The following is a 26200-nucleotide window of genomic DNA, read 5'->3' as shown; positions in this document are numbered from 1 at the left end:
CACCATATGAATTGCAAGGCAGTGGTTGGAAAAGAAGAACATTTGAAAGATATGTTGCAGAGTTAGAAAATAAAGGTTTTATATATAAAAATAACGAGTCTTTTCGAATAGATTTTAATGTTCACAGAATGTTGTTTGAAAGAAGAATAGCAAAATTATTTTATAAAAATAAGAGTAGGATAGAATGCAATAAAAGCAAGTTGTATTTATTCTTTAGTAAAATATGCGTATTGCTGTCAGTTAAGAAGATATATAAACGACAATTAAATGGCTGGGGCTATGCTTTTATTGTGGCACGTAAATAAAAGATGTGTAATGTATAATTTAAATTAAATGAAAGAGAGTGAATGATTATGAAAAAATTAATTGGTTGTCCGACAGGAGAATGGGCAAAAAAATTGTATACGTTGGATAGGTTTGAGAAACTATCATATTTTTTGGATGATGAAGAAGGAGAATTTGGTTATGACGGATTAAAAAAACAGGTATATGATTATAGTCATTTAAGAGAAGAAAATATAGACAATATAATTGTTATTATTAATGATACAAGAAGATATACAGAAATAAAAATTAAGTTAGAAGAATATGGATTGAAGGAAAATGAGCATTTTTTTAATGGTTGGAAGTTAGATAGTAATTTTTATTATAAAGTGTATGATGATAAAAATTGGATTGAATTTGAAGAAAAAGACAATAATGCATTGGCAAGACAGCGTGCAGGGTGGCAAAGGAGAGCTAGTAGTTTAGCACAATTAATACCTTGTGATGTAAAATCTGTTATGGATATAGGGTGCGGTGAGTGCTTGTTGAAGGAATTTTTATCACATAATATTAAATATTATGGTGTGGATTATCAAAAAAGAACAGATGATACAATTGTGTGTGATATAAACAAAAGCAGATTGCCACAAATAGATGTTGATCTGTATTATATTGCAGGTGTAATTGATTATGTTGAGGATGTGCCACAATTTATTAAAGAGCTTAATAAAGCTAAATATGTAATTTTAAGCAAGACGAGAAACGAGAGATTTATAAGATTAGATGATAAAGTTACAGATGCGGGATATATGAATTTTGGTATTAAACCATATTATATATCGAATTTAATAACTGATATGTTTGAGGAGGGGTTTGTATGTAAAAAAATGATATGGAACTATAAAGAGAGAGATGAATATTATTTCTTATTTATAAATTCATCTTATCAAGCGTAGATTGTTAAAAATGTTTAACTAAATATTGTTTGAGATGTGCTTTAATTGTATATTTTATGCTTTTATGAGATGCTCTATAAATATATACATTTATAAAGCAAAAATAATACAGCACTTAATAAAATAATTTTACATATAAAATGGAGATGATAAAACCTGCAATAAAATAACTAATATAATAATCAAATATAAAAAACAATAAATTTAAGATTAAAAGAATAGGAAGGTAAGAAGAATGAAATACTGTAATAGACCTTTTGAACATTGTTATGTTTTGCCAGATGGAAGAGTAAGAATATGTGGATGGACAGATGGAACTATTGGAAATTTAATTGAACAGGATCTTGATGAAATATGGAAGGGTGAAAAGGCAGAAATACAAAGAGATGCTATTAGAAATGGTTCATTTGCATTTTGCAGAAAAACTTCATGTCCTTTTTTAGAAAATGATACTTTGCCAGATTTAGATGAAGAAGAATTTGATAGAAAAACAGTTACATCTGATGCACCTGTTGATTTTAGTGTAGCGTGTGATTATGTATGTAATCATAGCTGTCCTTCGTGCAGAGAAAAAGTATTTGTGGGAGATAGTAAATATACTGAAAATGTTAATATTATGATTGATAAATTATTACCATATTTAGATAAAGCAGATTATGTTTTGACTGATGGTAATGGAGATGCGTTTGCAAGTCCATCAATTATGAGAATGATGCAGGAAATTAGGTTTGCAAGAAAAGAAAGCAGATTTGGAATTGAGACCAATGGTGTATTATTTGATGAGGAACATTGGGAAAAGATTAAGCATTTGGGAGAACATAATCTTACTGTAACAGTTACCCCAAATAGTTTTGTCCCTAGTACATATAAGTATTTAAATGGTGGACATGATACATATGACAAGATGATACACAATTTGTATTTTATTAAGCAACTTAGGGAGCAGGAATTGGTCAATGAATATAATATTTCTATTGTCGTACAGGATCGTAATTTTATGGAAGTTCCAGAGTTTGCAAAACGTTGCATAGAAGATTTTGGAGCAGATCAGGTGGTTATAAAACCATTGTATCACTGGTTTGGGCTTTCAGAAGATTTGTATTGGCAGAAAGATATTTTGAACCCAATGCATCCATATCATAAAGAGTATATGGAAGTGTTAAAGCATCCTATATTTAAGAATGAAAAGGTGTTCTTCTGGGGAGCACATAATCTTCATCCAGCCGTACCACATCCAGCATATAAGTATAAAGAGCAATTGGATATGGTAATTAAATGTATGGAGGATGAAAAGTTACCTGAAAAGATTGGAAAATATTTGAAAGATAATGATATAAACAGTATTTATATTTATGGAGATGAGCAGCTTAGTACATTCATATATAACATTTTGAAAGATATAGTAAATGTTAAGGGATTTATAGCCAGAGATATATGTCGTAAAGAAATATGTGGAATTCCAGTAATAAATATTTGCGACTATAAACCAGCTTTAGAAGATAATATTATAGTTATTAACTATAAATATATAGATATTATTAGAAAAGATTTGGAAATATTAGGCTTTAAGGGTAAGTTATTTGAAATGGATAAGTTTATTAATTCGGTCGTAATGTTAGATATTTAAATTGTTTGAAGGCACCAATGAAAATGGCGCCTGTGTTATATGTAACAACTTGCTGCAAATTTCATAAAATTATTTGTAAACTTTCAAAGGATTTTATACCTTTATTTTTAGTATGAAATTGTAATACAGGAAAGGGAATATAGATGCTGGAAGAACTCAAAGAAAAAGTATGTGCTGCTAATTTAGACCTTTGTGAAAAAGGAGTTGTAATCTATACCTGGGGAAATGTTAGTGGTATATCAGATGATAGAAAATATATGGTAATAAAACCATCAGGTGTAGATTATAAAGGAATGTCGTCTGATGATATGGTTGTTGTAGATATTGAAAGTGGATGCAAAGTAGAAGGAAAATGGAAACCATCCTCAGATACTCCAACACACTTAGAGTTATATCGTATATATAAGAATATTAATGGAATAGCACACACTCATTCAGTGAATGCAGTAGCATTTGCACAGGCCGGCATAGGTATTCCTGCATTAGGAACGACACACGCAGATTACTTTTATGGAGATATACCTTGTACACGTGAGTTAACCAGACAGGAGGTTATGAATGATTATGAAATAAATACAGGAAAGGTAATCATTGAAACTATAGAGAAAAATAAATCAGATACAATGACTATCCCTGGAGTATTAGTAAAGAATCACGGACCTTTTGCCTGGGGTAATAGTCCAGAAAATGCAGTATATAATGCTGTTGTTATGGAGAAAGTAGCAGAAATGGCATTAAAAACGTTATTAATAAATCAGGATGCATATATGAATAAATATATTCTTGATAAGCATTATCTAAGAAAGCACGGAAAAGATGCATATTACGGACAGGATTAATAAAGTACAGAATTAATTTAGAAAGTATGGTAAATCTTATGCTTAATGAAGAAAAGAACAGGTTGGTTAATTTAATCAGTATTATAAGAAAAATGAGTAATAGGTTATTGGAAGTTGGTAATAAAGAGTTACAGACTGAAATCCTTATTAAGTGTCAGGAAAGTGCATTGGTAATAGGTGATAGCCTTGAGAAATGTGTTTATGAATATGATATTGAAGCAGTGAAAAATAATAATATTGTATTAGAATTAGAAAAATTCTGTGAATCTATATATCTATGTACACAAAAAATGATAGTACAGCAGGATGTAATCAATTTAGTAAGTGATTTGGATAAAATAGAACAGCTGATTAGAGATATTCCTGTAACATACAGAATAGTATTTTTACCATATAAAGCGGCAATGTGGGACAGTTTAGAAAGTATATGGCAAGCTTTTTATAACGATAAAAGATGTGAAACAACGGTAGTTCCAATACCTTATTTTGAGGCAAATAGAAAGACTAATGAATGGGAAGCTAAATACGATGGTGGTAAATATCCGGATTATGTACCAGTAACGTATTTCCAAGATTATTTACTAGGAGATAAAAAACCAGATGTTGTATTTATGCATTATCCATTTGACAATAATAATTATGTTACTACAATGCATCCGGCTTACTTTTCAGAAGAATTAAAAAAGAATTGTAAAAAATTAGCATATGTTCCATATTACGTAAATGCAGGATTTATTTCAGATGGTTATATAGATTTGCCATTATTACATAGAGCGGACTATTTGTTTTTTCAATCGGAAAGAACTAAGGAGAGCTGTAAGGGATATGATTATTATGATCGAATATATGCTTTGGGTTCACCTAAATTTGATAAGATAATTGAACTTGTAAATAATAGACCAGCAGCTCCTGAGAGCTGGAATATTGATTTAACAGGTAAAAAAGCACTTATGCTTAATACTACACTATCGGATTTCCTTGAAAATGGAGAGCTTCTTATGAATAAACTACGTTATTTATTTGATGTTGTTGGTGATTATAATAATTTAGTTATAGTGTGGAGACCTCATCCATTATTAGAAGGAACAGTGAAGGCAATGCGTCCTCAATATATAGAAAAGTATACAGAATTAGTAAATTATTATGTGCAGAATAATATTGGTATTTTTGATGAATCAGCAGATATTTCGACAGCAATTGCTTTATGCGATGGTTATATAGGTTCAAGATATAGTTCGATTATAAATTTATTTGAAGTAAGTGGAAGACCTATATATTTATTTGATAGCAAGCATATATATAATAAGCAATTATCAAAAAATGCCATAAAAAAGAGTCCTGAAGATGTATTTCTAAAAAAGAGTGAGTTGGGATATTTTGCGTGTGAAGAGTCATATGAATATAGCATTTATGATTTTATGGAGGACATAATTAATGATAAATTAGTGTCTATAAAGAAGAAGCAGCTTGAAGCAGTTAAAGATATAGCTAGTAATCTGGATGGAACGGCAGGCGAAAACATTCATAAATTTATAATTGATGACTTAGATAAATAATAATTCAAGGAGGAAGATATGTCAGATATAAAATTGTATGATGCAATTGTAGTAGTAACGCCAAAGGATTTTAAAAGAGTTGAAAGTAATAACAAAAGAATAGTTGAATATCTTCCAGTAAGAAAAGTTTTATTTGTTGGAAGCAAAGAATTAGGTGAATTGGTGGAGCAATCATCACTTGGTGATAAAGCAGGATTTGTTGATGAAAATGATATTATATCTTTTGATGATGTATATAATTGTCTTAAAGATATAATGGCAGATATTCTATTGGGAAGAGAGCTTCCAAGAGGACTTGTTGGATGGTATTATCAACAATTTTTGAAATTGCAGTATGCTAGGATGTGTAAAGATGAATATTATATGTCGTGGGATGGGGATACGGTACCTTGTAAGAATTTTTCAATGTTTAGTGATGATGGAAGACCATATTTTGATTTAAAACACGAATTCCATCAGGAGTATTTTATAACTATGAATAAGCTTCTTCCTAATCTCGATAAAACTATTGACAAATCGTTTATATCAGAACATATGATATTCAATTGTAAGTATCTGGTTAAAATGCTGGAAGATATAGAAAGTAATGAAAATATTGAAGGTGTGACATTTTGGGAGAAGATATTACATTCAATAAGATTAGAACATATACAGGAAAATAGTTTTAGTGAATTTGAAACATTTGGTACATATATGACTATTAATTATCCAGATGTGTATAATTACCGTGATTGGCATTCATTTCGTTACGGGGGATATTTTTTCCACCCAGAGGCAATGACACAAAGAGATTATAACTGGCTCGCAAAGGATTTTTTTGCTATATCATTTGAAAAATCGCATTCAGTAAGGGAGGACCACGAAAATCTTTTTAATAATCCTGTTTATCAAAGTAAACTTACGGCTAGACAGATGGTAGAGATTGCACAGGAGGAGGCTGAAGAAGGTTATGAGGAGATATGGGATTAGCAGAATGTTATGACAAATAATTAAGTAGGACTTTTATGATGACATAGTAAATCATAAAAGTCTTTTTTTATATAAAATAATTAAAAGTAATTTTTTTTTATATTTAGATAGAACTCAGGATACTATTTGTATAGTTAATTGATAATGCATAGATATAATTGCTAATAATATAATATTATGTTGAATATTGAGTTGTTTTATCAAAAAAAATATGAAAAAATAAATAGAAAAATATCAGAAAAAATAAAAAAATAAAGACAATTGTAGAAAAATAAAAGCAAAAACGAAAAAAATATTGAAAATAGTACTTGACATTTTAAAAAATTCAGATATACTATATGCTGCATTAAGCAATAAAATTAATAACTGCAAAATGAAGGAGGTAATATAAAGCAGTTGTATCATTATCATCAAGAAAGGGTAAGTGTTGTATTATTATGAAAATGAAATTAAAGAAAAATAAGATGAAAAAATTAAAAAAACATACAATGGTAAAAATTATTATGCCTGTTAATGTAATTATATTAATGTTATTAATGTTTTTATTTACAAATTGTAATAAAACTATAGCATTCAATGATGATACTAATGCAAAAAATAACACAGTATATGAAAAAACACAGTTAATTAGCGATGAGAATTTAAATTTGTTATTTTCAAATGTTGGAGTAACAGTAGATGGAATACAAGTGAAATCAGATAATTTTATTAATTCTATGGTTAGAATTAATGATATACCATATTACTCTTTTGAGATTTTAAAAGCTATTATAGGAGAAGATTCTGATATTACTGTTGATGAAGATAATGTAATATATATTTTAAAGAATAAAATTAGTTGTGAATGATGAATGTTAATAAGATACATATATTATTTAAAGATAAATTAATAGTAGGACGAGTACGTTATTACTCGTCCGATTACAATTGTACTTGTATGATTAAATGAAAAAGTATATACTTAATAATAAATATTAAGAGTTTTACTATAAGTGATAGAATATAAAACAGTACTTTATATTGTGGAGAGGTAAAAATGTATTTAGAAAAATTAGAAATATCAAATTATAAAATGTTTGATAATATTAAATTAGAGTTCGAGCCAGGATTTAACATTATATTAGGCGATAATGGAGTAGGTAAAACGACAATTTTAGAAGCAGCTTCAGTGGCTATTTCGGGGTTTTTAACGGGAATGGAAGATGTACCGACAAGAAACATCTATAAGCAGGATGTTAGATATGAAATTGTTAAAGATAGTATGGGTATTCCTAATAAAATATATAATGATGAATCAACACAAATTCGTAGTGTTTTAAAATATAATGATAAATCTTATGAATGGGTGAGGGCGAAGAAGAATTCAAGTAGTTCAACTAAAACAACTATGAATCCTAAAGACATACAGGATGTATCGCAAAAGCTTATTAATTCAATGCAGGCAGTGCTTCCATTGATAAGTTATCAGAGTGCGGCAAGACATTGGCTAACAGCAAGGGCAGATGCAGATGTAAAAAAAATAAAGCAGCTACATGATAGGAGATGTGGATATTTAGGATGTCTTGACAGAAAACTTAATCTTAATTCTGTATATGATTGGTGTATGCAGATGGGGTGGAAAGCGAAGTCATATATGATGTAAATTCTCGTAAATTATTATATGTTGAAAAAGGCATCTGTAAAGAAATTGAAGATTTGAGTGCGGGATATCAATCAATATTGAGTCTTATAATTGATTTGGCATATCGTATATCTGTGCTTAATCCGGATATTGGGGACAATATATCAAAAGTGGAAGGAATTGTACTTATAGATGAAATCGATTCAAATTTACATCCAAAATGGCAATGGAAAATAGTTGAGGCGATTACACAAATTTTTCCAAATGTTCAATTTATTGCAGCTACGCATTCTCCAATTATTATATCATCTTGTAAGAATGCTCATATTATAAACATTAGTGATGGAGAAATTGAGTATATATCAGATAGTTATGCTTATTCGGTAAATGAAATATTAAGAGATATGTTAGGATATCATATGCAGCCAGCAATAATAGAAAATCTTATAGAAAAATTTGAAAATGAGTTGGATGAAGAAAATTTTGATGAGGCAAAATCAGCGTTAAATAGTTTAGAGAAACTGTTAGGACAGGAACATGCAAAAGTTATTGCTTTAAAATCGGAATATAAATTAGAAGTGGGAAATGATAATGATATACATTAGAAAGAGAAGAACCCCTATATCAATAAAAAAAGCATCTGATAATATAAAAAAGGATCCAGCTAGTGGCTATAGAGCAATTAGTCTTCCAGGTGACACGTCTAAGCTTAGAGAGTTATTTGAAAGAATGCCTAAAAATGAAATAAGAGAAAATTTATTTAAAGAACAGCATGGGATATGTGCTTATTGTATGAGAAGTATTAATTTTGATGCTTCAGGCAGGATAATAAGAGATACATCTACAAAAATAGTGGCAACATGTAGAAGTATGTATGATAGTGTGAGTACAGAGTTTGCAAGATTGGAGAAGAAGAAGTGTCTGACGTCAACTTTTTTGCAATCAAAGATAGATATTCTTGAAAAGGAACTGAAAAATGATAATGTTGCACAGCCATTTATAGGTGTGAAATTATATAGATATAAAAAGAAATGCGATTCACTAAAACGCCAACACAAATAAGCGTATATTTTTAAAGAGAGAAAGGATTACCTATGCGTTTCGTATTATTTTACTCCACTGTAGAATCTTTCAACTATTTTACGGATAGAATTGTGGAAGAATTAAAAAAAAGAAATCACGAGTGCTTTATATTAGATTTAACTAACAGCACGCAGGATGAGAGTCATTCCTTTAAGGCGTTTACGGAGTTCCTTTCGGTAAGAGCAGATGCGGCTATAGGATTTGATGGAATAGGCTTAAAAGACGATATGTTTATAGAGCTGTGGGATTCTATGGATACGGTAGCACTTAATATTTTGATGGATCACCCATTGAGATTTCATCCGACTATGCAGAAGCATCCAAGAAATTATGTGCAGTTCTGCTGTGATGATAATCACGTTGATTATGTTAAGAAATATTTTGGTGGTACTGTAGGCAGAGTAGAATTTATGCCACACGCGGGTACTTATAATGGAAAGTTAAATCTTGAAGGTTATGATAAACGTCCATATGATGTGTTATTTTCCGGGACATATTACAGACCACAGGGTTATCTGGAACAGATTGACAATACATTTAAAGATAATGAACTGCTTAGGATATTTTATCACAATCTTGCTGAGTATATGATTGACAATAATAGTATAACAACGGAGCAGGCGGTGCTTGATGTTATTGATATGATGGAGCTTTCATTAGCACAGGAGCAGGTTAAGCAGTTGTTTAGATTTTCTGAACCTATAGACTGGATGGCGAGAATGTATTACAGGGAGAAGATTATTTCAATAATAGCCGAAGCAGGAATTGATATATGGTTGTTAGGAAGAGGCTGGGAAAATCACCCTTCTGCTAATTTAAGTAATGTGCATATTATTAATGACCGTGTCCCATTTGCGAGGACACTTCCAGTTATGGCAGAGGCAAAGATTAATCTTAATGTTATGCCGTGGTTTAAGGCGGGTACTCACGATAGAATATTTAATATCCTGCTGTCAGGTTCTTTACCATTGACGGATTCAAGTGAATGGCTTAAGAAGCATTTCAAAGATAAACAAGATATTGTTTACTATAAGCTTGATGCGTGTGAAGAAATACCTCAGTTAATAAAGTATTATCTGGATAATTCTGATGAAGCGAAAGCAATAATTCAGAATGGTTTTGATATTGTGGCAGACAATTATGTGTGGAGTAATATTGTGGAACAGTTGATAAGAAATGTGTGAACTATATAAAGTATGTATTAAAAATTCCAATATATTAAATTGATATAAATATCAGAGCTAAAATTAAGGATTAGAAATATGGAGAAAAGAAAAGTTAGTGTAATATTACCCACATATAATCGAGCATATATTATAAAGAATTCTATAAGGAGTATATTAGATCAAACATATAAAGACTATGAATTAATTATTGTAGATGATGGTTCTATAGATGAAACTGAGAATGTCATAAATGAAATTAATGATGATAGGATTATTTATCATAAATTTGTTACAAATTCAGGGGTATGTGCGGCAAGAAATTATGGAATAAAAGTATCAAAAGGAGAATATATAGCTTTTCAGGATTCTGATGATATGTGGGTTGCTGATAAGCTGGAAAGGCAGATGAAATTGTTTGAACTTAATGAGCAATTAGATTTTGTTTACAGTAAGTTGAGATATAAGATTGATGATACACATAGTATGATTCTGCCGGATGAGAGAATATCGTATGATAATAAAATAGGAAATATATATAACCAACTATTATGGGATAATTTAATACCATTTTCAAGTTTAGTGGTTAAAAAAAATTGTCTTAATGCTGTAGGAAAGATGGATAATAGCTTTTCGGCATTAGAGGATTATGATTTTGTATTACGTATAGCAAAAAATTATAAGGCTGGCTTTGTCGATGGAGTATTAGTTGATGCAGCTATTTCTAGTGATGGAATTTCGTCGAATTCATATAACTATTTAGTATCAAGCTGTAAATTACTTGGAAAATATAAAAATGATTATATAAAAACCGGGATGTTCAATCATCGTGTAGAAATAATACTTCAGGATGCCCAGAAAGTTGGTATATATGAACAGATTTTAAAAATGTTGGAATTAGTATTAGTATAAAGATATTATAATAATAAGCTTTTAGATATTTTGCTTTAAGTAGAGATTAAAGTATACATAATATTGAAGAGTATATACTTAGTAAATTATTGCAAAATAAATTTAGGTGCTTTAGGAGGAAGCACATATGAGGAAAAGAAAATTTATAAAAATATTAATTCGAGTGTTATAGGAGATGGTAATGTAGTAAGTTTTAATAATGTAGATGAATTTATAAAAGATTATCAAAAGACGATACAAGATAATGAAAAATTGAATGATCAGAATACAGAGTATTATAAAAACTATGTTGAAATTAAAGAGCAAAATGAATTATTAAAAAATCAATTAAATGATAGAAGTTATGTTGTTTATAGGAATCTTGGATTATATGTTGATAGTAGTAATATTTCAATCGCATCGGATAAATCACAAGCAGTTATTGATGGTAAGGAATATTATGCAAAAAGTGTAATTGAAGGAATAGTTGGAAACAATAAAACTATTACGACAGACGATAATTATATGTATATTGGGAAAAAAGTATCAGACAGAACAAGCTTGTTTTCAGATAAAATATGGGTTGTAGATAAGAAGAATTGTGATGTAAATGTTTCAAAGAAGGACTCCAGAGGAAATAATAGATCAAATGCTTTGCAATTGACCTATAATAATTCATATATAATATATAATACTGATAAAAAATATAATTATATAAGTTTTATAATATCAATTGCAGATGGAAGTAGTAATACTAATAATGTGACGGTTTCTTTAAAGGATGAAAATGAAAATGTAATATATTCAACTGAAATATCAAAATTAGATGAACCAATTAAAGTAACAGATGTAGCTATTAACAGTTGTTCAACTTTAAAGGTAGAGGCAACGACTGCAAATTATAATTTATGTTATTGCTTGATTAGTGAAGCATATGTGTATAATTAATTACAAAATATTTGATACAAAGTTGAAAATTGTATTGTGAATAGTGAACTTATGATTCGTACTTAGTGGGAATATATTTGATTATACTAATATTTATCTTTGAATTTGTAAGAAGTAATTTCAATAAAGAAAATTGGTGTACCTCCAATTGATAAGACTACATATGGTCGAGCTAGTGCACGAGGAATTGGATGCTTGTATCTGGTAAATGATGCTAAATTACGATATATGAGGTGAGAGCTGGTACGTATGATTATGTAATGGTTGGAAAATTTGAATTAAAAGAAGATAGTGTTGTTGTTGATTTAAAGAAAATTAATTAAATTTGAATAATATGCAGTTGAAAAACCTCTTATACGGACGAGCGATACCGCTCGTCCGCTCATATGATATCAGCTATCCGCTATTAGGGATGCCAACTTTTTAAGATTGTGATGTGTTTCCAGCTCTTTAGCATTCAATAATTATAACCTCCCCAAAAAATTTGTACTGGTTGTACGAATTGTACAATTCGTTAAAATCGTACAACTTGTGCAACTGGATTATTATGGTTATATCAAATTTTCCGGGGCGTTTGTAGGTACATGGGTTGGAGCGTTTACCTTGAGAGTTCTGATGATGTTTTAACATTACTTGTACATCTTGGATATCTGACTTATGACTTTGATAATAAGAAGGTGGCAATACCTAATCAGGAGGTGCAGATTGGATTGCAGCAATGGTCTTCGTCCCAAGGAATAATGTTAATAAATCGGCAATAGTAGTAGAACTGAAATGGATTGTAATACTCTATGACAATTAAGACAGCGGGAAGATATGTTCCCGCTGTTATTATTGCTAAATTAATAATAAATATATTTATTTTACCATAGTTATAAGTTTTTCATTAATGGAGAGCAGAGATGATACTTTGTCTTTGAGCTCTCCATTTTCTTTAATAAGATTGTCAAAAATTGCTTCTAAAGTGTTATCTGACATAAGATTTTGTTGAAGCTGTTCAAGAAGAGAATGATAGAAAGGTGTCTTTTTAGCGTAATCCCACCATAATTGTTCAATATCATAATGACAGTTAGTATTATTCCAAGGCTTGTCACCTGCAAAATGAATAATTTTAACAGAATTTTTAACATCGTTATATGAATATTTTTGATTGTGGGCAATCCTTGCAAAAAGATTAAATTCTTTGTAATCAACATATCCAGCTTTATATCCATGTACATAGTTGAGTATATCCTGATCAGGAGCCTCCATTTCATAGTTCCATTCTTTTACAGCAGCCATATAAGTATTGAAATTATGTGTTTTTCGGATTTGAGCAACGTTAAAAAGCATAACGCCTGCGTTAAAATAGCGAAAACCTTGGGCAAGCATATCACGGAACATTTCAATTTGTTTTGAACCAAATGTATCTAATGTACGTTTTCCATTACTATCATCGGCGGCAATGACGTCATCACCAGCAAAATCAACGTGGTAAAGTTCTTCTATAGAGCCATTTATTATTAAATCGACATCAAGATACATTAGTCGGTCTACGCTTTCAGGGAGTATATCCATTAACATAAGTCTATAATAAGTTTCAATGCTCCATTGTGTATTTCTTGGAAGTCTGTCATCAAAATCAGATTTGTTTATTTCAACTGAAATTATTGTAATATTATATTTTGATAGAGAATTTTTAATAAGGTCAATATCTTGTGGTGTAAGTTCACTATGTAGAAGATAGGCATCAATATGTTCATTGTTATTTTCACATAATGAACATAGCATAACGACTGTGTATTCGAGGTATTTTCTGTTTAGTGCAGTTGCAATATTCATAATTAAATCTCCCATTAGAATTTTTATATAATATGTTTTATAATGCAGCGTATTATTTAAGCCCAAACGCAATCTCCAGCATCTGAGTAAGCCTGATATCATATGTATGGTACTTTTTAACCTTTTCAAAACCATTGTGAGCAATTTCCTGCCGGTCTTTATCGTGTGAAAGGTAGTATTCACATTTTCCCATTAAGTCATCAAGACTTGTATATGCTTCCAGATCTTCACCTATATTAAAATGTTCTGGCAGTTCTGCCTGATAGTTAGTTATAAGAAAACCTTCACAGCCAAGTACGTCAAATATGCGAAGAGACAGACCACTTCGTATTGATTTGGCTGTTAAGTTAAGGTTGATTTTACTTTGGTGGAATATAATAGGCATTTCTGTGTTTGTCTTAGCAAAACCACGATTATGAATTAGTGGCATTGAGTATGTATCACTGCCTGTATACAAGTCTACGTTGAAATGTTCAGATAAAGCTTTCAGGTAACGAAGCCGCTCCTGTTCAGCCACCTTTACACTTATAATGTGCTGTGCAATTACAGCTTTTGTATCAACCTTCATACTGTCAGGAAAGTTGATAAGCTCAGGTCTGACTTTGCAAAATGCTTCTATTAGTTCAGGGGTTACACATTCCTCGATGAAGTTATATCCATATACAAGTAGCTGCGCTTCAATAAGTCCGTCTACATAGCCACGCATTTTTTCAGGAAGAGTAATTTGGTTATATAGACATTTCTCTGAATATAAAGAGCCGATAAATGATATATCTGATGAAAATCTGGCTCTGTCAGCAGCACTTGCCATAGTTGCAGTAGCGTAATTGTCACGGACGTTGGTAGCAAGTGGAATATGAAATATTCCGTCAGGGTTGATGTGGTGGAAATCGTTGTACAACTGTCTGTCGAATAAGAATACCTTATTGCAGGGATTAGCTAATGAAGTTGAGAATAATTCAAGTACAGGGCTGTCCACGATAAGGCACAGATACGGAATACCCCATATATTACATACATCAGATACTGAAGGAAAAAAGTTAATTGAGAATATAAAAGAATAAGTGTCCTGCTTTAAAAGCTCGTTAAGCCCCTTAATGCAGTCTGATGGAAGAAGCTGTTTGTTGTATACTTCTCTTGTATCTTCTGTTATATTGAAACCTAGGTGTTTAAAGGAAGCGATAATGTCGGGTTCGCATATACTTCCATATCTATAAAAAAGTATGTTCATAATTCTCCTTTGCATATATACTATATAAGTAATTGAGAATTATATTTTATCATAAACAAAGACGTGTTGCCAGTAAGAAAGCGTAAAGCAGCTGGCGAAGTTATATACATAAATATAAGAATTCTTATAGGAAAGATAAGAAAGTGAGATGGATAATATGGAAAACAGCAGTTATCACAATGATATAATTAAAGGGTTTGATTTTAATAGAGAGGATTTTAAAAGTCCGGCTAAAAGAAATCTTATGATTGGGGCAGAAGAGGCAGATTATGTGATACTGGCTGATGAAAATGTAACAAGTGAGGAAGAGATAAGACAGATAATTACGGAAAATGATTTCCTGCTGGATTATGGTATGGCTATATTTGGAGAAAATGTGCAAGACGGAGAAATAGATTTTAATAACATAATTGATTATTTTAAAATGAATGTATATGGTGTGGTCATTAAGAAAAGCATACTCGTGTATACAGGCTGTTATAATGAAGAATTAACGGCTGGCATAGATTATGAGCTTGCGGTAAGAGTGGCATATTATGCAGAAAAGTATAATTACAATGGAATATATGGCGTGCTGTGTTCAAGCGAAGAGAACTTATTTTCACAGGAAGCAGGCTCATCAGACATACAGGAAGCAGATAATGCAGCGGGTTCATCAGACGTACAGGAAGCGTATAATGTGACAGGCATATCAGATGAACAGACAGCTGCCCAATTCCTTACATATGCTTATGTTTTAAAGCTTTATATGAAAGAATTGACACACAAAGGACTGCTTGAAAATGCAATATATGCAATGAAGGCATATGCTGACAGTAAAGGGTGTGCAGATTTATACAACGGACAGTTATTGGAAATACTTAATAATGATGAGCTGTTTGCAAAGATTAAGATTAATACAGCACCATTTTATGTAATTATGGGCGATAATACGTGCCATGGAGTATTAAGAAGATTTGCAGGTGATATAACCAGGTCTCTTATCAAAAAAGGACAGGCTGTAATAACATCTGATGGAAGTTATGGAATGACTGTAAATCTATCTGATATTGAGGATAATTCATTAAAGGGTTTTATAGGTTTTCAGTCTATTGTGTTATTTAAAGACTATTTTAGAAAGATGAAATGTCCTAAGTACATTTTCTGGTTTGATAATCCAATGTATTTTGGAAATCTGTTTGAAGGAATAGATGATAAATATTATCTTTTGTGTCAGGATAGATATTATGCTGAATTTATAGAGGAGCATTTTGGCGCGGTCAATGCTTTGCAGCTTCCGCCGGCAGGAGAAGATGCTGGATGGGCGGCGAACAAAGACAGACCATTTGATATAGTGTTTATCGGGGCGTGCAATTATGTAGATGAGAGTGTTATTAAAGATGAGTTTCAGAGGGAATATTATGAATATATGAAAGCACATCCTAATATAACATTTGAACAGGGTCTTAAAGAACTTCTTGTATACAAAGATTTTAATATTGATGAGCAAAAGTTTCTTTCACTGCTTGATTCTTTGCAGGATGTATGCCGCAATATAGTTAATTACTATAGGACGAAGGTGCTTGAGACACTTTTGGCAGCAGGTATTAAGATTGATGTATTTGGAGATACCTGGGACAGATATTCGGGACTTGGCAAAGATAATCTCATAAAGCATGATGCTGTAAATGTAGATGAGTCCCTTGAAATATGGGGCAGATCTAAGATAGGACTTAATGTGATGACCTGGCATAAGGCAGGAATGACGGAAAGAATAGCTAATATATGCCTGTCTGGTGCGGTATGCTTAAGTGAGAGAACAGAATATCTGGATAGAGAATTTAACAATTATGAGGATATTGTTACGTTTAATCTTGAACATCTTGAAAAGCTGCCAGATGTAGTAAGAGAATTACTTGCAAATGACAGCTTAAGAGAGAGTATAGCACAGAACGCATATATAAAAGCCTCTAAAGAACATATTTGGGATAATAGGGCAGAGAGTATCTTAAGAGGCTTATAAATTACAATTATGATATTAAATCAACCCAGCAATTTTGAATATATCATTTAACCTGACCTTATAATTGTGGAATTCTTTAACTTTATTGTAACCATTTAGCGCGATAGCCTTACGTTCATCTTCGTGCTTTATGTAGTAATCACATTTTCTGATAAGGTCATCAATTGATTCATAATATACAAAGTCCTTATCAGGTGTGAAGTATTCAAGGAAATCTGCCTGATAATTAGTGAGCAGAAATCCACCGGCACCCATAATATCCATACAGCGGAGCGGAATACCTGATTTAATGCTTCTCAGAGTGATATTCAGGTTGATTTTGCTGCATTTGAATACATAAGGCATATTGTCGTAGAAATCAATAGGTCCTTTGTTAATCACATCAGGAAGCTCTGGAGTTGGGTTGTGTGTATAAAGTTTGGTTGTAAAATGGTCAGATACAGCCTTTAATATCTCAAAGCGTTCATTCTGTGTGACCTTTCTTGCAAGAAAATAATTCGCATATACATAAGAAGGAGTTTCAATGCCATCTTTATTAGGTGTGTAAGGTGTTATTTCCTGTATGGCTTTAATTATGTCAGGAGAAAGTACATCTTCAAGGAAATTAGCACCATATATATGCTGTTGCGCATTTATTACAGCATCGAGGTAGCCCTTAACATATGGAGATATATTCTCTAGTCTTTCATAGAAATTGCCTTTTTCGTTGTACATAGAGCCGACAAATGATACATCACTGTCAAATACCTGATGAACCCTGGTGTTCATTGGCATACGGTCAAGACGTGCAGTGTTGACAGCAAGAGGCATATAATATACTGTATTTATTCCCCCATTCTTAAGCTGTAGATATTGTTCACTGTCGAATAAGAATATGTAATTGCAGGGGTTGGTTATAGTGTATGAATACAGTGTAAGAAGCGGGCTGTCGTATATCCATGATATGTATGGAATGTTGTGGCGGTTGCAGTTAGTAGATACGGCGGCACTGTAATTAAAGCTGAATACGGCATCGTAGTGCTGTCCTGTAATCTGTTCTTCAAAAAGCTTATCAAACTCTTCGCTTGCTCTTTCCAGAAAAAGTGGAGTTGATACAACTGTTAATTCATGCCCCATCTCAGTAAGGGCTTCTTTAATATCTTCAACACCAAAGTGGTGGTTCTCAAATTCAAGAATTCTCATAGTGTTCCTCGTATTATTTTTTTTATCTCTGATATTATATCATAAATTTTGTGCAGTTTTTCAGCGAATATAAAGTTTCGTAAGGAACTTTTAAGATGAGCACATTAGTGCTCATTATACCATAAATTTTGCGCAGCTATTCAGCGCATATAAAGTTCCGTAAGGAACTTTTAAGATGAGCACTTTAGTGCTCATTATAACAGCATATATCAGTAGGAATGGTTTTGAATATTTCGGACATAAGTCTGTTATTGATTGCTAATAAGTGGTGTAATATATTATAATTCAGGTAATTATTATATCGGCAGAGGAGATGTGCTGTGAAAGTACTATTTTTTCAATGGGATGCATTTATGCAGAAGGGCATAGAGGCGGCATTAAAGGAACTTAATATAGAATATGATACATTTTATTACACGATGAAAGACTGGGATAATGACAGTGAACTTGAGAGTAGTCTTGACAGATATATAGCGGTGTCCAAGAATGTATACGACTGTGTGTTTTCAGTTAATTTCTCGCCGGTTATCTCGGACTTATGTAATAGATTAAAGCTTCCTTATATTTCGTGGGTGTATGACTGCCCTATCAATATAAGAAGGACAGAGGTATTAAAGAATAAGTGTAATACAATTTATTTCTTTGACAGAATACAGGCACAGCATTATATGGAAAATGGAGTATCAGGGGCGAAGCATTTGCCGCTGGCGGCTGATGTAGATACATTTCGGCCGGCTTTAGCTAAAGATGATAATTATGCGTGTGATGTTGCATTTGTTGGAAAATTGTATAAATCGGACTATTCTTATATAAGTAATTATCAGGATGTATACACGAAAGGTTATCTTGAAGGTATTGTTGAAACACAGCAAAAGCTGTATGGAGGATATATTATAGATGACTGCATTAATGATAATATAATGAAGCATATTAATGAGAATTTTGCCAATGTATCCAATGGCAGTTATTCGGTTATTAAGCCGGAGGTTACATATGCACTGGCAACAGAGGTCACAAGCAGGGAGAGGTTTATGGCACTTGCACTTTTGCAGAACAGGTGTAATGTTAATCTATATTCTACAGATGTGGATGAAAGATTAAATAATGTCAATAATATGGGATATATTGATTATTATTCCCAGATGCCTAAAGCATTTTATAATGCAAAGATTAACCTTAATATATCGCTTAAGATAATACAGTCAGGAATTCCACTGCGTGTGCTTGACGTACTTGCCTGCAAGGGATTTCTTATAACTAACTACCAGGCAGAGATAATGGAATATTTTACGCCGGGCAAGGATCTTGTGGTATATGAGGATATTAAAGACCTTATAGCGAAAGTACAGTATTATCTTGATAATGAAGATGAAAGATTATGGATTGCGGATAATGGCTATAAAAAGGTTAAAGATAACTTTAAGGTGAAAGACAGAATTGATAGTATATTAAGAAATTAGATATACATTTTTGCATATGTGCATTGTTTGTGCTTGCGGCTTATGTCACCTAAAGAGTATAATATCAATGTGACACCAATATTATGCGATTGGAGAAATTATATGGATAAGATTAATTCATTTTATAAGATGTTAAAATACAATGCTGAGAAGTATCCGGATAAAGAGGCGATTATATATGACACGATGACGGTTACTTATCAGAAGCTTTTTGAGGACTCATATAAGAAAGCACTTCATCTTATGAGGTTTGAGGGCAGCAGGATTGCAATATATGGACCAGCTTCATACAGATGGATAGTTAATATGTTTGGAACAATCCTTGCTGGTAAGGACGTTATGCTTGTTGATTTTTTCCTTCCCCAGAATACAAGAAATGATATATTAAAGAAGGTGGGTGTTGATTACATTTTATCATCTACTAACCAGTATATACTTGCAGACAATGAGGCGATTATAATAACTGATGCGGAGAAGGATGAGGTGGATGGCCTTATATATAATGAGGAAAATGTAAAAGAGGGCAATATTCTTATGCTTACAGCCGTTCCACAGGAGTGTGACAAGGCGGTTGTGCTTACGGTTTCCAATATACTTAATACAGTAAGTGCAGTTAATGAATGTTGTATGTGTGCACCAGAGGATAAGGTGCTTGCACAGATTGCACTTCATCATATATTTGGATATATATACAGTCTTATATGGCCAATTCATAATGGTGCGTGTGTATGTATTGGAAGAGGCTTAAGACATATAGATGCAGATACTTATTATTACAATCCTACAATCCTGCCTGGAACACCATCTATGATTGAATATCTGAAGAGAATAAAAGCACTTAATGAAAATCTTAAGACTATAATTATAGGAGGTGCAAGCTGTCCGTTCAGATTATTTGAGGCGTTAAAGGATAGGGATTTGAAGGTATACAATGTATTTGGAATGACAGAGGTGTCAGGGTGTATTGGAATTAATGATACTATGGATGGCACTTACAAGATATTTGCTAGTTCTAAGGTTGCAATTGAAGCTGATGGTGAGATTGTGGTAAGTGGTGACTGCGTTATGAAAGGTTACGATAAAGATGAGGCATATACTAAGCGTGTCATCAGGGACGGAGTATATCATACAGGTGATATAGGAAGAATTAATGATAAAGGCCGTCTTGTACTTTTAAAACGTAACCCTGAGATTATTCTTCTTCCAACAGGAGAGAAGATAAGCAGGACAGTTACAATAAGGCAGATTAGTGCACTGGACGGAGTTGCAGAAAGCTATGTTACTTTATATGATGACAAGCTTACAGCAATTATCGTGCCAATAGATAAAGATGTAAGAGAAGAAAGATTTGTAAGGCTTATTAATAAATATAACGAAAAGAAGGGTTACCGTTGGGAAATCCAGAAGACAATCATAAGCAAAGCACCACTTCCAAGAATGGATAATGGAGATATTGACCAGAATTCAATAGAAACACTTATTGCTAATGAAAAGTAAGGTGTTAAGTAAATGCGGTGAGTGCCGATATATTTATTAGACTAATTAAGGATGAGAGGTAATGTCATGGAGGATATGAAGAAAGAACAGTTAGAAGTATTAAATGAAGCAAAAGGATATTGCACAAATGTACTTCACTGTATAGATACAGTTGTTCCAGAACTTAAAGGCGACAAGAAGGATGATACAGATGAGTATCTTAGAATGACTGTTGACGGAGTTAATGTAGCTCTTGAGATGTATAATGCAACAAGAGATTTAACAGCAGGTGTGCAGCCGGCAGTAGATGAGGCTGATGGTAATAATGCTGTTAAAGAGTTATCAGCTGCATTAAAGTTAAGTGATGATTCAGCTAAGGCTGATGCTCTTGTAAAGGTAAGAGCATTCATTGCACAGTTTAAGGACTGTGCTGAGGCTGTCTGCAAGTAATAGAATATAATGATGGATTATGTATTGATAGATTAATCCAGTTCAATACGCCCTGATATATAATATATGTAATTTAATAAAAGATAAAACCCCTGTTATAGAAGAAAACAGCAGATAATGAATTGTTGTTTTCTTCTATAACAGGGGTTATTTATATGCTCTTCCAGATATGGTTTCTATCAACACATTTTGTCCTATAACAATTTTTGTCAAACACGGTTGCTGTAAACACATCTTGTCTTATAAGTCTAAATATATCCGTTAAACATCATTCCGGTATAAGCCGAAAGGTTATAAGGATCAGGGAATGACCTTAATGGATTCTTGTATGCAATAATCTTATTGTTGACATAGTCCATAGGGTTGAGTGCAATATCCTCAGCTTTTTCTTTAATTGAATTCTTAAATGAGTTAAGACTTTCATAAATGTGGCTTAAGGCGTCTTTATTATCAGCATTAATAATAACTTCCTTGTCAGCACTTATAGTTCCGTCTTTATTAAGCGAAAGTCCGCTGTCTGCAAGCTGCTTCTTGTATGAGCGTGCAATTGATGCGATTTCATTCTGGAGCTTTTCTGTTCCCTGAAAATGATTATTATTCTCATCATTAGTAACAGAGATAAGGTTGTTGTAACCAGCTACAAGTTCGTTAAGACTTTCCACAATAGAGTCTGCATCTGCCTTGAGGCTTATTGTTACAGGTTCTTCGGTTACCTTTGATAATTTGACATCATAGGCTTTGTTGATTGTTATTGAATTGCTCATAGATGAGCGTTCATCACCATCAACATCAAATATGGCGTTGGATGGATATTGTGTAACCCTGTCAAGTCCAAGAGTATCAATGAGCAGCTGGTTGTTAGCATCATCTGACTTTATGGAGAATATAACAGGAGTTGTTCCATTAATGCCGGTTGATTCTGATTCAATATTAATAGCTGTATTGCCTAGACTATCTTCCTTGATATTAGCTGTAAGTCCGATGTTGGAGCGGTTGATAAGTCTTGCAATCTTGTTCTGTATATTATTAGTTGTCTCGGAGTTGTCCACTTTAAACTGGAACTCATATATAACATCATTGATTGATAAATCAAAAGAATATTCGCCAGGTTTTATATGCTTTGAACGTGGCTGTAGGTAGTTACCTGTATTAAGCTGTGAACAGGCTAACTGTTTAACATTTATATCAAAGCTTTCATCATCTGATGCTGCACCAAAGTCGGTAATGTAACTGGCATTGACGGCAGAAGCATTGCTTGATACAGCAGACTTCTTAAATGTCATTGTACCATCAGCACCGTCAGATAAATCCTCAGTAATATTCTCTAACGCTCTTGCATGTTCTTTTAAATCAATGGCGTATTTCTGGGCAGCAGTTGATAAGTCTAATTTGTACACAGGAGTCTGGCTGTTAATCTTAACAACCTTGCTATATGTGTTCTTAAGCTGAGTTCTTGTATGTGAGTCATACTTGGAATTAGATTTGTTCCCGTACTGGGATAAATAATAGCTGTATACACTACTAATCATAACAGTCACCTCCCTGTCTGTATGTATAATTGGTATAATGTGTATCGTCACAAAATATTTAATATATTACTATAATTACATATAAAACACATAAATATATAACTTTAACTGTCATCAGTTGCAGATACAGTAACTCCATTTGCTATATCCATAAACTTTATTATATTTTATAAGGAATGGCTTGATTTTGCAATATACATATAGTAGAATGTTTAAGGTTTTTTGAAAATATTTATATAAATAATGTATAAATTATAAAAATCTGGTTGACGAAATATCAAAAAATATGTTATATTAGGCTGGCTATGGAAGCGGTCTTTTTTTTATGCCCGAAACTTACCCAACAGTTCAGGTATTAAAGAAAAACCAATTGGTGTTAATAACACCTGCAAAATAAATAATTGGAGGTGGAAGTTGTGCGAGTAAAGATAACATTGGCATGTACTGAGTGTAAACAGCGCAATTACAACATGACTAAGGAAAAGAAAGCTCATCCGGACAGAATGGAAACAAAGAAATATTGCAAGTTCTGTAAGTCACACACATTACACAAGGAAACAAAGTAATTGGTATCAGTGAGGTATTAAGATGAGTGAAGCTGTTAAGACAAAAAAACAGAAAAAGAGCTGGTTCAAGGGCTTAAAGGCAGAGTTCTCTAAGATTATTTGGCCAGACCAGAAGTCACTTACAAAGGAAACCATCGCTGTATTGGTTGTATCCGTATTATTAGGTGTAATTATTTCAGTTGTGGACTTGATTGTTCGCTTTGGAATTGAATTCATTGTAAAGTAAGGAAAAGGTGATCAGATGGACGAAGCAAAATGGTATGTTGCCCATACTTATTCAGGATATGAGAATAAGGTTAAGGCTAATATCGAGAAAACTGTTGAAAACAGAAATCTTCAGGACCAGATTTTTGAAGTTCTTGTTCCGCTTGAAACAGTAGTGGAAGTTAAGGACGGCAAGAAGAAGACGGTTCAGAGGAAGACGTTTCCTGGATATGTCTTTGTAAAGATGGTGATGAATGACGACAGCTGGTATGTTGTCAGAAACACTAGGGGCGTAACAGGGTTTGTTGGTCCTGGATCTAAACCAGTACCATTATCTCCAGCTGAGATAAGATCATTCGGAATCAGCTCTGATGATGAAGAAGCTAAGCCAGTAGTTGAGTTTGCTGGTAAGGTAGGCGATCAAATCAAGATTCTTTCAGGTGCCTGGGAGGATACAGTAGGAGAAATTGTCAGCATTAATGAAGGCAAGCAGTGTGTTACAATTAATGTTGAGATGTTCGGTCGTGAAACACCGGTCGAGATTGATTTCACAGACGTGAAATTACTGTAAGATTTAGGTCTTACAAGAAGTGGGAGGCTTTAAAGCCGCCATAAACCACATTATATTTAGGAGGTGCCACAATGGCAAAGAAAGTAACAGGTTATATTAAATTACAGATTCCTGCCGGCAAGGCTACACCAGCTCCACCAGTTGGTCCAGCACTTGGTCAGCATGGTGTTAACATTGTAGAATTTACAAAGCAGTTTAATGCAAAGACAGCAGATCAGGGCGACTTAATTATCCCTGTAGTAATCACAGTTTATGCTGATAGAAGTTTCAGCTTCATCACAAAGACTCCACCTGCTGCAGTTCTTCTTAAGAAGGCTTGCAATATTAAGTCAGGTTCAGGCGTGCCTAACAAGAATAAGGTTGCTACAATTAAGAGAGCAGAAGTTCAGAAGATTGCTGAACTTAAGATGCCAGACTTAAATGCAGCTACAATCGAAGCAGCTACTTCAATGATCGAAGGTACTGCTAAGAGTATGGGTATTGTTGTAGAAGACTAATTCTATAACGAGGCTTTGAATAAAGATTGCTAAAGGTCTTTAAAGACATTTAGACAAGATTTTATTTTATAATTTGTTGATTTTCATAGAAGAACATGTGGCTGAGAATTAATCTCGGGATTGTTCAATATGTGGGAGGAAAGATGAAATCCTTCCGATAATACCACTAGGAGGTTTATATAATGAAAAGAGGAAAGAAATACGTTGAGGCAGCCAAGAATATTGACCGCCAGACATTATATGAAGCAACTGAAGCTGTTTCTTTAGTTAAGAAGAGTGCAGTTGCAAAGTTCGACGAGACAATTGAAGCTCATATCAGAACAGGTTGTGATGGACGTCACGCTGAGCAGCAGATCAGAGGAGCTGTTGTTCTTCCACACGGAACAGGTAAGACTGTAAAGGTATTAGTATTTGCTAAGGGTGCTAAGGCTGAAGAAGCTGAAGCAGCAGGAGCAGATTTCGTTGGTGGCGAGGAATTAATTCCTAAGATCCAGAATGATAACTGGTTTGATTTTGATGTAGTAGTTGCTACACCTGATATGATGGGCGTTGTTGGTCGTTTAGGACGTGTACTCGGACCTAAGGGCTTAATGCCAAACCCTAAGGCTGGTACAGTTACAATGGATGTAACAAAAGCTGTTAATGATATCAAGGCTGGTAAGATCGAATACAGACTTGATAAGACAAATATCATTCATGTGCCAATTGGTAAGGCTTCATTCACAGAGGAGCAGTTATCAGACAACTTCCAGGCTATTATGGATGCAATCGTTAAGGCTAAACCAACTTCACTTAAGGGACAGTATTTAAAGAGTGTTGTTCTTACAGCTACTATGGGTCCTGGTGTAAAGGTTAGCACAGCTAAGTACGTTGGTTAATTATAATTAATTAATCATATGTAAGCTGATGAATGGATTAGCTTATTGCAGGATTTGGGTTATACAACGCAATATTACGAAGAATTAATATATTCTTTGTGAATAACGGTTGACAACCAATATATTATGATAGTATACTATCAATGTTTGTGTTACTATCTGGTTGATTTGGATATAGATTTATAATCTGTATCAGATTGATGCGATGGTTTCATAATATAATTAAAGTGAAAGTGATTTCACATTTTGCCTAAGACAGCAGGTCCCGAAAGGGTTAAAGGTAATACGCCTACCGAGGACAGACTTAATGCGTAAAGCATTGATTATCAGTTTATTCAGTCCTTCTGTCTTATAGATAGAAGGACTTTTTTGTTAGAGCAATGAAGCATAATACTTAAAGTGTTATGGTTGTTGTT

25 protein-coding genes and 1 other annotated feature are annotated in these 26200 nt (G+C 32.8%); of the genes, 21 read left to right on the top strand and 4 right to left on the bottom strand.

The genetic code is table 11. The annotated features are described in order from the left end of the window. Positions 1-353: 353 nt before the first annotated feature. The 12 genes from C7390_RS11190 (at position 354) to C7390_RS11135 (ending at position 11917) form a co-directional block, all read left to right on the top strand. Positions 354-1220: a class I SAM-dependent methyltransferase gene (locus tag C7390_RS11190; protein ID WP_318295682.1), complete on the top strand. Its 867-nt coding sequence runs from the start codon at positions 354-356 to the stop codon at positions 1218-1220. A gap of 235 nt (positions 1221-1455) precedes the next feature. Beyond that, entirely contained in the window at positions 1456-2847 is a 1392-nt protein-coding gene (locus C7390_RS11185; protein WP_116444210.1) for a radical SAM/SPASM domain-containing protein, read from the top strand. A 143-nt stretch (positions 2848-2990) separates the two neighbouring features. Next, positions 2991-3686: an L-ribulose-5-phosphate 4-epimerase gene (locus C7390_RS11180; protein WP_055177042.1), complete on the top strand. Its 696-nt coding sequence runs from the start codon at positions 2991-2993 to the stop codon at positions 3684-3686. Between the two features lie 38 nt (positions 3687-3724). Then, on the top strand, positions 3725-5242 hold the full coding sequence (locus C7390_RS11175) for a hypothetical protein (RefSeq protein ID WP_156333765.1): 1518 nt from the start codon (positions 3725-3727) through the stop codon (positions 5240-5242). An 18-nt stretch (positions 5243-5260) separates the two neighbouring features. Next, the gene (locus C7390_RS11170; RefSeq protein WP_055177048.1) at positions 5261-6211 is read left to right on the top strand and encodes a DUF6492 family protein; all 951 of its coding nucleotides are present in this window, start codon (positions 5261-5263) and stop codon (positions 6209-6211) included. 437 nt (positions 6212-6648) lie between these two features. Next, complete coding sequence (locus C7390_RS11165) at positions 6649-7059, top strand: hypothetical protein (RefSeq protein WP_156333766.1); 411 nt, start codon at positions 6649-6651, stop codon at positions 7057-7059. Positions 7060-7247: 188 nt separating this feature from the next. Next, the gene (locus C7390_RS11160; RefSeq protein WP_055177054.1) at positions 7248-7853 is read left to right on the top strand and encodes an AAA family ATPase; all 606 of its coding nucleotides are present in this window, start codon (positions 7248-7250) and stop codon (positions 7851-7853) included. Continuing rightward, positions 7826-8437 carry an AAA family ATPase gene (locus C7390_RS11155; protein WP_055177058.1) on the top strand — a complete coding sequence of 204 codons (612 nt, stop codon included), beginning with the start codon at positions 7826-7828 and terminating at the stop codon, positions 8435-8437. The genes C7390_RS11160 and C7390_RS11155 overlap by 28 nt, the downstream gene beginning before the upstream one ends. Then, positions 8424-8894: a hypothetical protein gene (locus C7390_RS11150; protein WP_318295681.1), complete on the top strand. Its 471-nt coding sequence runs from the start codon at positions 8424-8426 to the stop codon at positions 8892-8894. Before C7390_RS11155 ends, C7390_RS11150 begins: the two co-directional genes overlap by 14 nt. Positions 8895-8986: 92 nt before the next feature. Then, on the top strand, positions 8987-10099 hold the full coding sequence (locus C7390_RS11145) for a glycosyltransferase (RefSeq protein ID WP_172677798.1): 1113 nt from the start codon (positions 8987-8989) through the stop codon (positions 10097-10099). A gap of 78 nt (positions 10100-10177) precedes the next feature. After that, entirely contained in the window at positions 10178-10990 is an 813-nt protein-coding gene (locus C7390_RS11140) for a glycosyltransferase family 2 protein (RefSeq protein WP_055177066.1), read from the top strand. Positions 10991-11053: 63 nt separating this feature from the next. Beyond that, positions 11054-11917, top strand: a complete 864-nt coding sequence (locus C7390_RS11135) for a hypothetical protein (RefSeq protein WP_116444208.1) — start codon at positions 11054-11056, stop codon at positions 11915-11917. An 858-nt stretch (positions 11918-12775) separates the two neighbouring features. Here C7390_RS11135 and C7390_RS11130 read toward each other — a convergent pair. Both C7390_RS11130 and C7390_RS11125 read right to left on the bottom strand, forming a co-directional pair. After that, positions 12776-13738: a glycosyltransferase family 8 protein gene (locus C7390_RS11130; RefSeq protein WP_318255896.1), complete on the bottom strand. Its 963-nt coding sequence runs from the start codon at positions 13736-13738 to the stop codon at positions 12776-12778. 52 nt (positions 13739-13790) lie between these two features. Beyond that, a complete protein-coding gene (locus tag C7390_RS11125; protein ID WP_055306860.1) occupies positions 13791-14969 on the bottom strand; it encodes a CgeB family protein in 1179 nt (392 codons plus the stop codon). A gap of 157 nt (positions 14970-15126) precedes the next feature. On the opposite strand from C7390_RS11125, the gene C7390_RS11120 reads away from it, so the two are divergent. Further along, a complete protein-coding gene (locus tag C7390_RS11120; protein WP_318295680.1) occupies positions 15127-16971 on the top strand; it encodes a glycosyltransferase family protein in 1845 nt (614 codons plus the stop codon). Positions 16972-16986: 15 nt separating this feature from the next. Here the strand turns inward: C7390_RS11120 and C7390_RS11115 are convergent, their stop codons facing one another. After that, on the bottom strand, positions 16987-18153 hold the full coding sequence (locus tag C7390_RS11115; RefSeq protein WP_022205583.1) for a CgeB family protein: 1167 nt from the start codon (positions 18151-18153) through the stop codon (positions 16987-16989). Positions 18154-18473: 320 nt separating this feature from the next. On the opposite strand from C7390_RS11115, the gene C7390_RS11110 reads away from it, so the two are divergent. From C7390_RS11110 to C7390_RS11100, 3 genes are all read left to right on the top strand, one after another. Then, the gene (locus C7390_RS11110; protein ID WP_116444205.1) at positions 18474-19613 is read left to right on the top strand and encodes a CgeB family protein; all 1140 of its coding nucleotides are present in this window, start codon (positions 18474-18476) and stop codon (positions 19611-19613) included. 102 nt (positions 19614-19715) lie between these two features. Then, positions 19716-21110, top strand: a complete 1395-nt coding sequence (locus C7390_RS11105) for a class I adenylate-forming enzyme family protein (protein ID WP_318295679.1) — start codon at positions 19716-19718, stop codon at positions 21108-21110. A 75-nt stretch (positions 21111-21185) separates the two neighbouring features. Beyond that, complete coding sequence (locus C7390_RS11100) at positions 21186-21539, top strand: hypothetical protein (RefSeq protein ID WP_172677801.1); 354 nt, start codon at positions 21186-21188, stop codon at positions 21537-21539. Between the two features lie 248 nt (positions 21540-21787). On the opposite strand, the gene C7390_RS11095 is transcribed toward C7390_RS11100, so the two are convergent. Next, a complete protein-coding gene (locus C7390_RS11095; RefSeq protein WP_318295678.1) occupies positions 21788-23068 on the bottom strand; it encodes a hypothetical protein in 1281 nt (426 codons plus the stop codon). A 416-nt stretch (positions 23069-23484) separates the two neighbouring features. Between C7390_RS11095 and rpmG the strand changes: the two genes are divergently transcribed. The 5 genes from rpmG to rplA all read left to right on the top strand — a co-directional run bounded on the left by rpmG (position 23485) and on the right by rplA (position 25784). Beyond that, positions 23485-23634 (top strand): 50S ribosomal protein L33, encoded by a 150-nt coding sequence (rpmG, locus tag C7390_RS11090; RefSeq protein ID WP_012738549.1) that lies wholly within the window; start codon positions 23485-23487, stop codon positions 23632-23634. A gap of 22 nt (positions 23635-23656) precedes the next feature. Then, positions 23657-23860, top strand: a complete 204-nt coding sequence (gene secE / locus C7390_RS11085) for a preprotein translocase subunit SecE (RefSeq protein WP_022205588.1) — start codon at positions 23657-23659, stop codon at positions 23858-23860. Between the two features lie 15 nt (positions 23861-23875). Further along, a complete protein-coding gene (gene nusG / locus C7390_RS11080) occupies positions 23876-24409 on the top strand; it encodes a transcription termination/antitermination protein NusG (protein WP_022501279.1) in 534 nt (177 codons plus the stop codon). A 71-nt stretch (positions 24410-24480) separates the two neighbouring features. Further along, the gene (gene rplK / locus C7390_RS11075) at positions 24481-24906 is read left to right on the top strand and encodes a 50S ribosomal protein L11 (protein ID WP_022501278.1); all 426 of its coding nucleotides are present in this window, start codon (positions 24481-24483) and stop codon (positions 24904-24906) included. Between the two features lie 182 nt (positions 24907-25088). Next, on the top strand, positions 25089-25784 hold the full coding sequence (gene rplA, locus C7390_RS11070; protein WP_022501277.1) for a 50S ribosomal protein L1: 696 nt from the start codon (positions 25089-25091) through the stop codon (positions 25782-25784). Between the two features lie 231 nt (positions 25785-26015). After that, positions 26016-26164: a sequence feature (ribosomal protein L10 leader region), on the top strand. The last annotated feature ends 36 nt before the right edge of the window (positions 26165-26200 follow it).

It is taken from the genome of Bacteroides galacturonicus (genome assembly GCF_003096855.1).
Lineage (GTDB): Bacteria > Bacillota > Clostridia > Lachnospirales > Lachnospiraceae > Lachnospira > Lachnospira rogosae.
The sequence above is the reverse complement of the archived record's forward strand: the minus strand, read 5'-3'. Positions and strand labels throughout refer to the sequence as shown.